Origin of the sequence: Pseudomonas sp. SB113, from assembly GCF_040754745.1 — a bacterium.
Classification (GTDB): Bacteria; Pseudomonadota; Gammaproteobacteria; order Pseudomonadales; family Pseudomonadaceae; genus Aquipseudomonas; species Aquipseudomonas grimontii.
Window position 1 is genome coordinate 1 of sequence record NZ_JBFMHW010000017.1, and the last position, 13,133, is coordinate 13,133.

11 protein-coding genes are annotated in these 13,133 nt (G+C 62.2%); 6 read left to right on the forward strand and 5 right to left on the reverse strand.

From position 1 onward, the window contains the following. Positions 1-122: 122 nt before the first annotated feature. The 5 genes from AB1462_RS21005 to AB1462_RS21025 form a co-directional block, all read right to left on the reverse strand. On the reverse strand, positions 123-1,025 hold the full coding sequence (locus tag AB1462_RS21005; protein ID WP_259192691.1) for a DMT family transporter: 903 nt from the start codon (positions 1,023-1,025) through the stop codon (positions 123-125). A gap of 103 nt (positions 1,026-1,128) precedes the next feature. Continuing rightward, the gene (locus tag AB1462_RS21010; RefSeq protein ID WP_367247846.1) at positions 1,129-3,702 is read right to left on the reverse strand and encodes a TonB-dependent hemoglobin/transferrin/lactoferrin family receptor; all 2,574 of its coding nucleotides are present in this window, start codon (positions 3,700-3,702) and stop codon (positions 1,129-1,131) included. 127 nt (positions 3,703-3,829) lie between these two features. Continuing rightward, on the reverse strand, positions 3,830-4,798 hold the full coding sequence (locus AB1462_RS21015; RefSeq protein WP_090408220.1) for a FecR domain-containing protein: 969 nt from the start codon (positions 4,796-4,798) through the stop codon (positions 3,830-3,832). After that, positions 4,795-5,334 carry an RNA polymerase sigma factor gene (locus AB1462_RS21020; protein ID WP_259192689.1) on the reverse strand — a complete coding sequence of 180 codons (540 nt, stop codon included), beginning with the start codon at positions 5,332-5,334 and terminating at the stop codon, positions 4,795-4,797. Before AB1462_RS21020 ends, AB1462_RS21015 begins: the two co-directional genes overlap by 4 nt. 127 nt (positions 5,335-5,461) lie before the next feature. Then, positions 5,462-6,478, reverse strand: a complete 1,017-nt coding sequence (locus tag AB1462_RS21025; RefSeq protein ID WP_090408214.1) for a DUF4917 family protein — start codon at positions 6,476-6,478, stop codon at positions 5,462-5,464. 125 nt (positions 6,479-6,603) lie between these two features. Between AB1462_RS21025 and yiaY the strand changes: the two genes are divergently transcribed. The 6 genes from yiaY (at position 6,604) to AB1462_RS21055 (ending at position 13,115) form a co-directional block, all read left to right on the forward strand. Beyond that, on the forward strand, positions 6,604-7,752 hold the full coding sequence (gene yiaY / locus AB1462_RS21030; protein ID WP_259192687.1) for an L-threonine dehydrogenase: 1,149 nt from the start codon (positions 6,604-6,606) through the stop codon (positions 7,750-7,752). Between the two features lie 108 nt (positions 7,753-7,860). Then, entirely contained in the window at positions 7,861-8,535 is a 675-nt protein-coding gene (locus AB1462_RS21035) for an NAD(P)H-binding protein (RefSeq protein WP_259192685.1), read from the forward strand. Then, the gene (locus tag AB1462_RS21040; RefSeq protein ID WP_367247849.1) at positions 8,535-9,488 is read left to right on the forward strand and encodes a LysR family transcriptional regulator; all 954 of its coding nucleotides are present in this window, start codon (positions 8,535-8,537) and stop codon (positions 9,486-9,488) included. Before AB1462_RS21035 ends, AB1462_RS21040 begins: the two co-directional genes overlap by 1 nt. A gap of 103 nt (positions 9,489-9,591) precedes the next feature. Beyond that, on the forward strand, positions 9,592-10,785 hold the full coding sequence (locus AB1462_RS21045; RefSeq protein ID WP_367247850.1) for a CaiB/BaiF CoA transferase family protein: 1,194 nt from the start codon (positions 9,592-9,594) through the stop codon (positions 10,783-10,785). Continuing rightward, positions 10,782-11,723 carry a hydroxymethylglutaryl-CoA lyase gene (locus AB1462_RS21050; protein ID WP_090408199.1) on the forward strand — a complete coding sequence of 314 codons (942 nt, stop codon included), beginning with the start codon at positions 10,782-10,784 and terminating at the stop codon, positions 11,721-11,723. Before AB1462_RS21045 ends, AB1462_RS21050 begins: the two co-directional genes overlap by 4 nt. 60 nt (positions 11,724-11,783) lie before the next feature. Further along, complete coding sequence (locus AB1462_RS21055; protein ID WP_367247852.1) at positions 11,784-13,115, forward strand: MFS transporter; 1,332 nt, start codon at positions 11,784-11,786, stop codon at positions 13,113-13,115. Positions 13,116-13,133 lie beyond the last annotated feature (18 nt).

The following is a 13,133-nucleotide window of genomic DNA, read 5'->3' on the forward strand; positions in this document are numbered from 1 at the left end:
CCCCCAAGCAGATCATTTGTGCTGCGATGCGCAAGCTGCTGCATTTTGTTTACGCCGTGCTCAAGTCGGGCCAGCCTTATGACCCGAATTTTGCTCTTGTCCGGTGAGGTTCAAGACGGTATCTACGCCGACGCGGCAGGTTTAGCGATCGGCGCAGCCTGCACCGCCGTCTTGCGCCCGAGCATCACCGTCACGATCACCCCACAGGCAAACACCCAGGTAATCGGCTCGATATGTTCACCAAAGAACAGCGCCGAAAACGCGATGGTGAAGAAGATCTGCAACAGCTGAATCTGGCTGACCCGCGCAATGCCGCCCATGGCCAACCCGGCGTACCAGGCAAAGAACCCCAGGAACTGCGAGAACAGCGACACATAGCCGAACGCCCACCAGGTGCGCATGGAAATCGCGCCTTGGTGCTGCGCCGCCAGGTACCACACCGGGCCGATCAACACCGGCGTGGACAGCACCAGCGCCCAGCAGATCACCTGCCAGCCGCCCATTTCCTTGGCCAACCGGCCGCCTTCGGCATAGCCCAGGCCACCGACGGCTATCGCGCCGAGCATCAATAAATCGCCGGCCTGGATACTGCCGGCGCCGGTGATCAACGCATAACTCAACACCAGCGCACTGCCCAACGCCGCGCAGGCCCAGAAGGCTTTCGACGGCCGCTCATGGGACAGCCACGCCGCATACAGCGCCACGCACAGCGGTTGCAGGCCGTTGACCAGCGCCCCATGGGACGCCGGCAAGGTTTGCATGGCCCACGCCGACAGCACCGGGAAACCGAGGATGACCCCGGCGATCACCAGGCACAAACCCCGCACCTGGCGCCAGGTCGGCCAGCGCTCACGGCGCCACAGCAACAGCGCTGCCGCCGGCACCGCCGCGAACAACGCACGGCCCAGGCCGTTGAGCAACGGGTGGATTTCCTGCACCACGATGCGGGTGAAGGGCAGGGTCAGGCTGAAGATGATGACGCCCAGCAGGCCGAGGGCCATGCCGGTGTTTTCGCGCGAGCTCATGGGAGGGATCCGAAATCCAGAGGGCTTCAAGGGAAGCCCATCTAGCCACACCCCCCGCCGATTGCGGGCCTACAGCTGGGTGCGGATTTATCCGTACAGTTTTTCAGAAGAAGCGCGTGACGCTGATCTTGGCGTTGCGCCCTTGGCTGTAGGCACGGTCCCCGCTGAGGGCGGGCCGGTAGTTGTTGTTGAGCAGGTTGTCGACAGTGAAGTTGACCTCGGTGCCTTTAAGACCGGCCTGCTGCGGTTTCCAGTTGGCGAACAGGCCCATGCTGGCGTAGGACTCGTTGGCGTATTGGTCGTAGAACGTGTCGCCCACCGAGCTGTTCAAGCCGCCTGAGTATCTATCGCTGGGCAGGCGGTCAGTCTTGCGCACGAACTGCGCTTGCCATCCGAACTGTGCGTCCCAGCTTGGGATTTTGTTGCCCATCACCACCACCCATTTGGCCGGTGGAATGTCCCGGGCCCAGACGTGGATGTCGGTGGCCCACGGGTTGGTGTAGGGGTTATCGCGTTTGCCTGTGGCGTAGGAGTAGGACACCGAGCCGAACAGGTAGGTCGAGTCGTAGTAAGCCTCAAGCTCGAAGCCCTTGATGGTCATGCCGCCGACGTTGCGGTAGTTGGTCTTGGCGGCCATGTCGGCGCTTGTGCAGACGCTGTCGATGCTCCCCACTACGGTGTTCTGACGGTCACAGCCGATGCCCGTCGCCTTGAAAATCTCGTCCTCGATACGGTTGTGGAATAGCGTCGTACGCAGTTGCAGGTTATCGCCACGGCCGATGAGGTTGGAGAAGTTGGTGACGTTGCCCGCGGTGATGGCGGTGATGCGCTCCGGGTCGAGGTTGAGGCTGGTGGAGGTGCGGCTGCCGACGCCCTGGACTTCGTACTGCTCGTCGATCACCGGGGCGCGCCAGGTCTTGTTCCAGCTGGCAAACATCGCCACGTCCGGCGTGATGTTCCAGTAGGCGGCCAGGCGCGGTGACCAACCGGTATAGGTGCGGTCGCTGTAGTCATGGCCGATGCTCGGGTCCGGGTTGCTGTAGTACGGCGCATCGTTGGCTTCGCCCCGGTTACGTACGTGGTCATAGCGCAGGGACGGCGTGATAGTCACGTCGCCGAGGGTCACCGCGTCCTGCAGGTAGAACGCATTGGTATCGACTTTGCCGTGGGGCATGAAGTACGGCTGGAAGTGCCCGTAGTTGTACTTGGCAGTGTTATAGGTCGCGCCGGGCATCCAGCTTTCGGTTTCACGCTTGTGCTTGCGTACCTGCACGCCGGTGGTCACGGCGTGTTCCAGCGGGCCGGTGCTGAACAGGCTGATGTTGCGCAGTTCCAGAATCTTGTCACCGTAGGCCGTGTCCATCTTGCGCCCACCCGTGGCCAGGGAGAACGACGCGTCGGCCTCGCGCTCATCGGTCTGGTCGGTATGGGACACCGAATAGCTGAGCTTCATGTCGATCAGCGGGTTGTCCAGCGGCTGGTAGAGGTACTTGCCCGAATAGGTGGTGTCGATGGTTTCACGGTTGGCGAGGAAGCGTTTCAAGGCGCCTTCGTAACCATAGCGGTCAATCGCGGATTGCAGCGGCGGGGTCGGATAGCTTTTGGCCGAGAACGGGGTCCATCGCTGGCTGTTGGACCGCGAGTAAGACAGGCCCACGCTGTGTTCTTCAGTGAGGTGGGCGTTGAACTTGAACAGTTTGCCGTCCACATTCTGCGCGCTGTTGGGCAAGCGCTTGGGGTTGATCGGGTAGCGGTTTTCGGGATCGGGCGGGGTGCCGGCCAGCTTCATGTCACCGCCATCGCGCTGGGTCAGGTAGGCGAGTGCATCGAAGCGGCCATCATCGGTACGGCCATACACCGCTGAACTGTAGACCTGTTCGTGGTCGTTGCTGGCGTAGCCATATTTGAGCATGGCCCCGGCGTTGCGGCCGTCCTCCAGCAGGTCTGGGGCATCCTTGGTTTCCATGATGATCGAGCCGCCGAAGCCACCGTTGCCGGTGAAGGGCGAGTAGGGCCCTTTTTCCACTTCGACGTTCTTGATCAGCTCCGGCTCGATAAACACCGTGCCCTGCTGATAGCGCTCAAAGCCACTTTTGGTGGCGCCATCCACCGACATCGGCACATCTTCGGCCTCGCCCATCCCGCGAATGTTGATGGTCTGGCCACCGGGTTTGGGCGAGCCGCCCATGAATACACCAGGCAGGTTCTGCAGCAGCGAGGGGATGTTGTTGGGCTGATAGCGGTCAATATCCGCCTGGTTCATGGTTGAGCGACCGACGGTGCTGGAGTCGACCTTGGTGCCGGTGCCGATCACGCTCAAGGTATCCAATTGTACGGCGCCGCTCTGGGTGGTCTTGGCCTCTTCGGGCCTTACCACGTAGGTGCTGCCGACCTTGATCAAGGTGAACTCGCCGTTTTTCAGCAGGCTGCGTATCGCCACTTCCGGGGTGAAGTCACCGTTGAGCGCCGGAGCCTGCACGTTCTTGAGCAGGGTTTCATCGAACAGCAGCTGGATTTTTGCCTGTTGAGCCACCTGGCTCAGGGACGTGGCCAGCGATTGGGCCGGCAGTTGCAGCTTGAATGACTCGGCCTGGGCGCTGAGGCTGAAGGCCAGGCAGGTGGCGATGAGGGTCGGTCGAAAAAACAGGTGCGAAGCGTGGCAAGGCGCGCGAAACATGAAATCCCCCGGTGCGGCTAAATAGCCAAAAAGGTGTGCGTGTCAAATGCAGACCAGAGGAAGACGGGGCAGGCAAAAAAAACCACACCTGCGAATGCAAAATATTCTCAAGTGTGGTTTTTGGAGATTATTTGCTCGGTTCGATATGTACGATGCCATCGGCCGAAACCACCGTTTTCACCGGCAACAGGGCGGGCAGGGCGTTGAGCAGGGCGTCGGGGTCATTCACATCCAGGTTGCCCGACACCTTCAGGTGCGCCACGGCGTTACTCACCTGCAACGGTGCCTGCGGGCGGTAGAGGCTCAGTTCGTCGATCAGGCTGGCCAGTTCGCGGTTGCGAAATGACAAGTGCCCGCTGCGCCAGTCGGCGACTTCTTCTGCCGTGAGCGTCTGCTGCTGCAAGGTGCCTTTGGCGTATTGGTAGCTGGCGCGTTGCCGGGCGCCGAGCAGCGCCACGGGGCTTTTCGGGGAAGGCTCGAAAGCGACCTGGCCGTGGGCGACGCTGACCACCAGTTGCTGCTGGCTGCGGCGCACATCGAAGCCGGTGCCGACCACCCGCACACTCGCTTCGCCCGCCTGTACGAACAGCGGCCGCTCTTTGTCGGCCGCCACCTCGATATACACCTGGCCCTTGTCCAGGTGCAGGATGCGCTGGTGGGCGCTGAAATCCACACGCAGGCGGGTGTTGGCATTCACATACAGGGTGCTGCCATCGGGCAGGTTCAGGGTGCGCATGCCTTTGGCATGGGTCGCCACCTGGCTGTGATACAGCTCGCGGGGCGCGCCGAGAGGGGTGGCCAATACGGCGCATAGCAGGGCGGCGGCTACGGCCAGGGCCGGGCGCCACACCGACGGTTTGCGCTTGGGCAGTGCCACGGGTTTGTTCAGTTGCTGCAACTGGGCCAGGTCGTCCCACAGCTGCTCGAATTCGGCATAGGCGCGGGCATGGGCGGGCGTGGCCTGCCAGGCGGCAAAGGCCTTGCGGTCGGCACGGTCCGCGTCGTTACGGTTGCGGGCAAACCAACTGGCGGCTTGGGCGTCGATAGCATCGCTGTCTTCGATATCCAGGCCGTCGGTGTCGCTCAGGCGGTTCATTCTGGCTGCTCCGTGCCGGGGTCGTTTTGAAGGCGTCGCTTGCAATGCAGCAGGGCAAAAGCGATGTGCTTTTCCACCATGCTCGTCGAAATACCCATGCGCTCGGCGATCTGCGCCTGGCTCAGGCCTTCGAAGCGGTGCAGCATAAGGGCTTCTCGCCTGCGGGGCGAGAGTTCGGCGAGGACTTCTTTCAGCTGTTCCAGGCGTTGCATACGAAGCGCGGCGGTCATGGGATCGTTTTGCTCGTCGGTGACCGGTTCGGCGTCCATGTCGGCCTGATCTGAGTGAACGGTCTGCCGTACCTTCTGTTTGCGCCAGTGATCACGCAGCAGGTTGCGTGCCATCTGAAACAGAAATGCCCGTGGCTGCTCGACCTTGGCCCGGTCGCGGTAGTCCAGCCATTGGGTAAAGACATCCTGGGTCATGTCCGCCGCGTCGCTGGCGTTGTCCGTGCGTCTGCGCAGGAAATACAGAATATCTGCATAGAACCCGCGAAAGGCATCGGCCGACAACGGGTCGGGCTTGGGACGAGACATGGAGATCCTTCTTGACGAAGCACGACGTGGAAAAGTCGTGAATTCTATCGAGAATCATTATCATTTGTCTCTATTTAAAGGATGTACTCGATTTAAATGTGGGAGGGGGCTTGCTCCCACATGTTGCTTAGCGTTCCACAGGTACCGACAGCGCCGGATCACCCAACGGATGCGTGCGCGCCGCAAAAAACTTCAACTGCGCGCCGCTGCCATCAAACAACTCCGAATACCGCCGCTTCTGCTGGCGAATAAACCCGTCGCTGCGGCCCGATACCGAGATCGCCAGGGTCGTGGGACGGGCCTGGCGAATGGCATCCACCAGGTGTTTATCCTGCGGCCCCAGGTCATGGCCAAAGATGCACAGCGCGCCCTTATGGGTCAGCAACTGCTCATAACAGAACGACAAGTAATCCGAGCTGCGGATGGTCTTGAGCTTCTCTTCCACCTTGCCTTCGTTGATGAACAGCGGCACATCGTCCAGGGTCTTGATCGTGTTGTTGATCGCAAAGCTGCTGAGCAAGGTGCTGTCGGTGCTCGGCAACTTGCGTGCGGTGCCGTCAAGGTTGCGCACCAGGTGCAAGCCGCCGTGCAGGTAGAGGATACGTGTGGCATCGGTGTGGGTGTTGCGCAGGTCGAAGCTGGCATCGGCGCTGCGGAACAGGTCATCGATGCCCGGCGTGTGCAGGATCGCCCAATAGTTGAGCAGGTCGTAGTTGGTGGTGAACACGCTGGTGTAGTTCGCCAGTTCGCGGTTGATCGTCGCCAGCGTCGACGGCTGCACCAGGCGCCACGGAATGTGCACGGCGTGGATGGTATTGATCAGCGCTTCCTTGATCGCGTAGTAGCGATTACGCGGCGCCGCCGAGCTGACCGCCAGGGCCTTGTTGACCCGACTGGTGGTTTTCAGTGCGCCCAGGGCGTGCTCGAAGCTGCGGGTTTGCAGGGCGTCGAACACGCTGAGTTCGGATTGACCGAGGGGTTTTTCTTCGACGGTGCGCGCGTTTTCGAACAGCGAGTCGTAGGCGAAGTCTTCCCAAATCGTGCGGCTCGCGCCATTGCCGATCAGAATCCCACTGAAGGCAGTGCTGCTGCGCAGGGCGCTCCAGTCTTCAAGGTGGGCGTCAATATCCTGGAAATCCTTCATTGCGGCGGGTCTACTCGAAATCGGCTGGATGGCGACTTTATCACGAGTGGGTGTTGATCCTGATCAAGGTGCCGCAGGCAGGTGAGGTTGATGCTGTAGGCATAAACGTCATCCGAGGATTCGCCATGAGCAGCACCTTCTTCATTCCCGCCGTCAACATCATGGGCACCGACTGCCTCGACGAAGCCATGAATGCCATTCGTAACTATGGTTTTCGCAAAGCACTGATCGTCACCGACGCGGGTATGGCCAAGGCGGGCGTGGCCAGCATGATCGCCGAGAAGCTGGCGATGCAGGACATCGACTCGGTCATCTACGACGGCGCCAAGCCGAACCCCAATGTGGAAAACGTCGAGAAAGGCCTGGCGTTGTTGCAGCAGAGCGCCTGCGATTTCGTGGTGTCTCTGGGCGGCGGTTCGCCCCATGACTGCGCCAAGGGCATCGCCCTGTGCGCTACCAACGGTGGGCATATCGGCGACTACGAAGGCGTCGACCAATCGAGCAAACCGCAGATGCCCCTGGTGGCGATCAACACCACCGCCGGCACCGCCAGCGAGATGACGCGTTTCTGCATCATCACCGACGAAACCCGCCACGTAAAAATGGCCATCGTCGACCGCAACGTCACGCCGCTGCTGTCGGTCAACGACCCGAGCCTGATGGTCGGCATGCCCAAGGGCCTCACCGCCGCCACCGGCATGGACGCCCTGACCCACGCCATCGAAGCCTACGTCTCCACGGCGGCCACCCCGATCACCGACGCCTGCGCGATCAAGGCCATCGAACTGATCAGCGCCAACCTGCGCCTGGCGGTACGCGACGGCAGCGACAAGGTCGCGCGGGAAAACATGGCGTATGCCCAGTTCCTCGCGGGCATGGCGTTCAACAATGCCTCCCTGGGTTTCGTGCATGCCATGGCCCACCAACTCGGCGGTCTGTACGACCTGCCCCACGGCGTGTGCAACGCGGTGCTGCTGCCCCACGTGCAAAGCTTCAACGCCAGCGTCAGTGCCAAACGCTTGAGCGACGTCGGCCGTGCGCTGGGTGTCGACGCCAAGGGCACCACTGACGAAGAGGGCGCCCAAGCCGCTATCGCCGCCATTCGCAGCCTGTCCCAGGACGTTGAAATCCCCGCCGGCCTGCGCGAACTGGGCGCCAAGTTGCAGGACATTCCGCTGCTGGCCACCAATGCATTGAAAGACGCGTGCGGGCTGACCAACCCACGGCGCGCCGATCAGCGTCAGATTGAGGAGATCTTTCGCAGCGCTTTCTGACGGGGCAGCCTCAAGCTGCAAGCGTTAAGCTACAAGCTGTTAAGGTGCGAATCTCGCACTGCATTCAACTTGAGCATGAAGCTTGCGGCTTGCCGCTGAGGTCCCCTTATGAGAGTTCTGTTATTCGGTGCCACCGGCATGGTCGGCCAGGGCGTCCTGCGCGAGTGCCTGCTGGCCGCTGACGTACAGGAAGTCGTCGCCGTCGGCCGCACGCCCCTGACCCAGGAACACGGCAAGCTGCATCAGGTGTTGCACAGCGACATGCTGGATTTCCACCCCCTGGAAAACCTGCTGCAAGGGTTTGACGCGTGTTTCTTCTGCCTCGGTGTCTCCTCGACGGGCATGAATGAAACCCGGTACACCCACCTCACTTATGACCTGACCCTCGTCGCGGCCAGCACCCTGGCGCGGCTTAATCCGCAGATGACGTTTATCTACGTGTCCGGCGCCGGTACCGACAGTTCCGAGGCGGGCAAGTCGATGTGGGCGCGGGTCAAGGGCAAGACCGAGAATGCCTTGCTGCGCCTGCCGTTCAAGGCGGTGTACCTGTTCCGGCCGGGGATCATTCAGCCGCTGCATGGCGTGCGTTCGAAGACGCCGCTGTATCAATCCTTTTATTCCGTGCTCGGGCCAGTGCTTTCGTTGGTGCGTCGGGTTAAGCCGGGCTGGGTGGTGAGCACCGAGACCGTCGGCCGTGCGATGTTGACGGCGGTGCGGCATGGCGCGCCGCAACCGGTGGTGGAACAGGCGCAGATTAATCGCCTGGCATCCGAGCGCGCCTGATGCTGCACAAAAGCCTGGTGCGTCGCCTGGATCTGATCACCCTTCAACTGTTCGTCGCGGTGTTCGAAGAGGGCACCCTGACCCGCGCCGCCGCCCGCGAAGCCATCGCCGTGTCGGCGGCCAGCAAGCGCTTGATGGAGCTGGAGCAGGTACTGGGGGTGAGCCTGTTCGTGCGGCGGGCCAAGGGCATGGACCTCACCGCCGCTGGCGAAACCCTGCTGCACCATGCCCGGCAGATGCTGTTCAACGTGGAAAAAATGGGTCTGGAACTCGGCGAACACAGCCACGGTGTGCGCGGTTATGTGCGGATGCTGGCCAATCTCTCGGCGATTATTCAGTTTCTTCCGGAAGACTTGCGGGATTTTTCCGAGTTGCATCCTGAAGTGAAAACCGACCTCGAAGAACGTCCCAGCAAGGGCGTGGTGCAAGGCGTGCTGGATGGGGTGGCGGACCTGGGGATCTGTTCCAGTGACACCGACACCAAAGGTCTGCCCAGCGTGACGTATCGCCACGACAAACTGGTGGTGCTGATGCCGGCGGATCACCCGTTGGCGCCGCGCGAAAGCCTGGCATTCGCCGAAACCCTGGACACCGACTACGTTGGCCTGCACGCGGCCAGCTCGATCAATATGCGCACCCACGCCGCCGCGCGCGAGGCCGGCAAGCTGCTGCGCCTGCGTATTCATGTGCCGGGCTTTGATGCGATGTGCCGGATGGTCCAGGCGAACATGGGCATCGGCATCCTGCCGCTGAAGGCCTATGAATTGTTTGGCCGTGCACTGGGCCTGCATGCCGTGCCGCTGACCGATGCCTGGTCGGATCGCAGTTTGATCCTGGTGGTGCGCGATGAGGCGCAGTTGTCGCCGGTGAGTCGGTTGTTGTTCGATTACCTGAGCATCACGGCGCCTTCTCTGGAGCTGCCTGACAGCCTCGTCCGACAGGCAAATCGCTAAGCGTTCGCGTTTTGCGAACGCTCCTTGCCAACTGACGGTTGGATTTATCCTGTCCCTGTCCTCTAGCCTTGGCCGCAAATTCCAAGAACAAGAGGTACACCCCATGACGGCTCCCCTAAACGGTATCAAGGTGATCGAGATCGGCACCCTGATTGCTGCGCCGTTCGCTGCCCGGCTGATGGCCGAGTTCGGCGCCGAGGTGATCAAGATCGAAGCCCTGGGGCAGGGCGATCCGCTTCGTAAATGGCGAAAGCTGCATGAAGGCACTTCGCTCTGGTGGTACCTGCAATCACGTAACAAGAAATCCCTGGCCCTGGACCTCAAGTCCGCTGAAGGCCTGAGCCTGATCAAGCAGTTGCTCGGCGATGCCGATGTGCTGATCGAAAACCTGCGCCCCGGTGGCCTGGAAAAACTTGGCCTGGGCTGGGACGTACTGCACGCGCTTAACCCCCAGCTGACCCTGGTGCGTATCTCCGGCTACGGCCAGACCGGCCCGTACCGCGACCGCCCCGGCTTCGGTGCCATCGGCGAGGCCATGGGCGGCATTCGCTACACCACCGGCAACCCGGACTCGCCTCCGGCGCGGGTCGGCGTGAGCCTGGGCGACTCCCTCGCGTCGTTACATGGTGTGATCGGCGCGCTGATGTCGTTGCTGCGGGTCAAGACCGGCCAGGGCGATGGGCAGATTGTCGATGTGTCCCTGGCGGAAAGCGTGTTCAACCTGATGGAAAGCCTGGTGCCCGAATACGACATGCTCGGCCATGTGCGCGAGCGCAGCGGCGGCGCCTTGCCCGGCATTGCGCCCTCGAATACCTACCTGACCGCCGACGGCGCCTATGTGGTGATCGCCGGCAACAGCGACCCGATCTACAAGCGCCTGATGACCACCATCGGCCGCGTCGACCTGGCCGAAGCCGCCGAATTCGCCCACAACGATGGCCGCGCGGCGAAAAGCGGTTTGCTCGATGCCGCCATCACCCATTGGACCAGCAGCCTGCCTATCGAGCAGGTGCTCAGCGCCCTGGAAGCCGCCGAAGTGCCGGCCGGGCGCATCTACTCCGTGGCCGATATCGTCAGCGACCCGCACTACCAGGCGCGCGACATGTTGCTCGATGCGCAGTTGCCCGGCGGTGTGTCGGTGAAGATGCCCGGCATCGTGCCCAAGCTCTCGGAAACCCCCGGCGCCGTGAACTGGCAGGGCCCGAGCCTGGGCCAGCACACCGATGACATCCTTGGCAGCCTGGGCCTTACGGTTGCCGACATCCAACGCCTGAAAACCTCGGGAGTGGTGCAATGATCACTGACTATTGCGACCCGCTGATCGTGCAGGAAGTGTCCCCGCGCGATGGCCTGCAAATCGAACCGACCTGGGTCGAGACCACTGACAAGATAGCCCTGATCGACCAGCTTTCCCTCGCCGGTTTTTCGCGGATCGAAGCCGGTTCGTTCGTGTCGCCCAAGGCCATCCCCGCATTGCGCGATGGCGAGCAAGTGTTCCAGGGCATCCAGCGTAAAGCCGGTGTGATCTATGTCGCGCTGATCCCCAACCTCAAGGGCGCCCAGCGTGCCGTCGAGTCTCGCGCCGATGAACTGAACCTGGTGATGTCGGCCAGCCAGACCCATAACCTGGCGAATATGCGCATGCGGTGCGAGGCGTCGTTGGCGGCATTCGGCGATATCGTCAGCTTTGCCGCTGACCACCCGGTACGCCTCAATGGCAGCATCGCCACCACCTTTGGCTGCCCGTTCGAAGGCAAGATCGATGAAGACCGCGTGCTGCAGCTGGTCGACGCCTATCTGCAACTGGGCATCCAGGGCATCAGCCTCGCCGACACCACCGGCATGGCCAACCCGCGCCAGGTGGAGCGCCTGGTCAAGCGCGTGTTGCAACGCGTGCCGGCCAGCGACCTGACCCTGCATTTCCATAACACCCGCGGCCTGGGCCTGTGCAATGTGCTGGCTGCCTACGAAGCCGGGGCCCGACGCTTTGATGCGGCGCTGGGGGGCCTGGGTGGGTGCCCGTTTGCGCCGGGGGCGTCGGGCAATATCTGCACCGAAGATCTGGTCAACCTGTGTGAAGAGGTTGGCATTCACACCGGAATCGACTTGCCGCATCTGCTGAACCTGTCCCGCCGCTTGCCGGCCTTGCTGGGCCATGAGTTGCCCGGCCAGGTGGCCAAGGCCGGGCGCAATTGCGACCTGCATCCGCCGCCGTATTACACCGCCACGCTGTAACGCCTTACCAGACAACAAAAACAATCGGACGCCTGTGAGCAGTCCGCTGGAGAGAAACCCATGAGCACTAATACGTTGGAGGTCGGCGCGCGCCCGACCGCTGAAATCGATGCCGAAAAAGCCCTGGTCAGCAAGGTCGCCTGGCGCCTGATGCCGCTGATCATGGTGTGCTACCTGTTCGCGTTTTTTGACCGTATCAACATCAGCTTTGCCAAGTTCCAGCTGCAGGCCGACCTCAGCCTGAGCGATACCGCCTATGGCCTGGGCGCCGGATTGTTCGTGGTGGGTTATGTGATCTTTGAAGTGCCGAGCAACATGATGCTGTACAAGGTCGGCGCGCGGCGCTGGATCGCGCGGATCATGATGTCGTGGGGTCTGGCCACGGCGGCCATGGTGTTCGTCACGGCCGAATGGCAGTTCTATGGCCTGCGTTTCATCATCGGCGCGATGGAGGCTGGCTTCGCCCCCGGCGTACTGTATTACCTGACGTTGTGGTTCCCGCAGCACTTCCGTGGGCGCATTACTTCGATGTTGTTCCTGGCTTCTGCCTTTGCAGGGTTGGTCGGCGCACCGTTCTCCGGCCTGGTGCTGGAACATCTCGACGGTGTGCTGCAGATGCGCGGCTGGCACTGGCTGTTCCTGCTCGGCGGCTTGCCCTGCATTGGCTTGGGTTTCCTGGTGCTGACCCTGCTCAAGGACCGTATCGAAGATGCGCACTGGCTGACGCCGGCGGAGAAGCCCCTGCTGTCGAGCCGTATTGCCCAGCATGAGCCGAACAAACATGGCGGCTCGCTGCTGTCGGCGATCCGCATTCCCGGCTTTTTGATGCTTGGGTTTATCTACTTCCTGATCCAGGTGGCGTCTTACGGCCTCAACTTCTGGGCGCCGCAACTGATCCGCAGCGCGGGCACCCAAAGCCCGGTGATGATCGGCCTGCTCACGGCCATTCCCTATGTGTGCGGCGCGATCAGCATGGTGGTGATCGGGCGGCTGTCGGACGCGACCGGCGAGCGCCGCAAGTTTGTCTGCGGCCTGGTGGTGCTGGGCGCGGTGGGCTTCTTCAGTGCCGGGATCTTTGCCGACCACACCACCTTCCTGATCATCGCCCTGGGCATGTTGGGCGCCGGCATCATCGCTTCGATCCCGACCTTCTGGACCCTGCCCCCCAAGTTGCTGGCCGGTGCCGGCGCAGGCGCGGCGGGCGGGATTGCGGTGATCAACACCCTCGGGCAGTTCGGTGGCATTGTCAGCCCGGTGATGGTGGGGCGGATCAAGGACCTCACCGGCAGCACCACCCCGGCACTCTATGTGATCGGCGTGTGCGCGTTGTTGGCGGCGGCGCTGCTGTTGTGGGGCCTGCCGCAAAAGCTGCGCACCCTCGACAAGGCCTGATCAGCCTGCCGCACTGGG

Coding starts and splice junctions, on each gene's coding strand:
- AB1462_RS21020 (WP_259192689.1), bottom strand. CDS start 5,334: ATGTCTCGTCCCAAGCCCGACCCGTTGTCGGCCGATGCCTTTCGCGGG.
- AB1462_RS21045 (WP_367247850.1), top strand. CDS start 9,592: ATGACGGCTCCCCTAAACGGTATCAAGGTGATCGAGATCGGCACCCTG.
- AB1462_RS21005 (WP_259192691.1), bottom strand. CDS start 1,025: ATGAGCTCGCGCGAAAACACCGGCATGGCCCTCGGCCTGCTGGGCGTC.
- AB1462_RS21055 (WP_367247852.1), top strand. CDS start 11,784: ATGAGCACTAATACGTTGGAGGTCGGCGCGCGCCCGACCGCTGAAATC.
- AB1462_RS21040 (WP_367247849.1), top strand. CDS start 8,535: ATGCTGCACAAAAGCCTGGTGCGTCGCCTGGATCTGATCACCCTTCAA.
- AB1462_RS21010 (WP_367247846.1), bottom strand. CDS start 3,702: ATGTTTCGCGCGCCTTGCCACGCTTCGCACCTGTTTTTTCGACCGACC.
- AB1462_RS21025 (WP_090408214.1), bottom strand. CDS start 6,478: ATGAAGGATTTCCAGGATATTGACGCCCACCTTGAAGACTGGAGCGCC.
- yiaY (WP_259192687.1), top strand. CDS start 6,604: ATGAGCAGCACCTTCTTCATTCCCGCCGTCAACATCATGGGCACCGAC.
- AB1462_RS21050 (WP_090408199.1), top strand. CDS start 10,782: ATGATCACTGACTATTGCGACCCGCTGATCGTGCAGGAAGTGTCCCCG.
- AB1462_RS21015 (WP_090408220.1), bottom strand. CDS start 4,798: ATGAACCGCCTGAGCGACACCGACGGCCTGGATATCGAAGACAGCGAT.
- AB1462_RS21035 (WP_259192685.1), top strand. CDS start 7,861: ATGAGAGTTCTGTTATTCGGTGCCACCGGCATGGTCGGCCAGGGCGTC.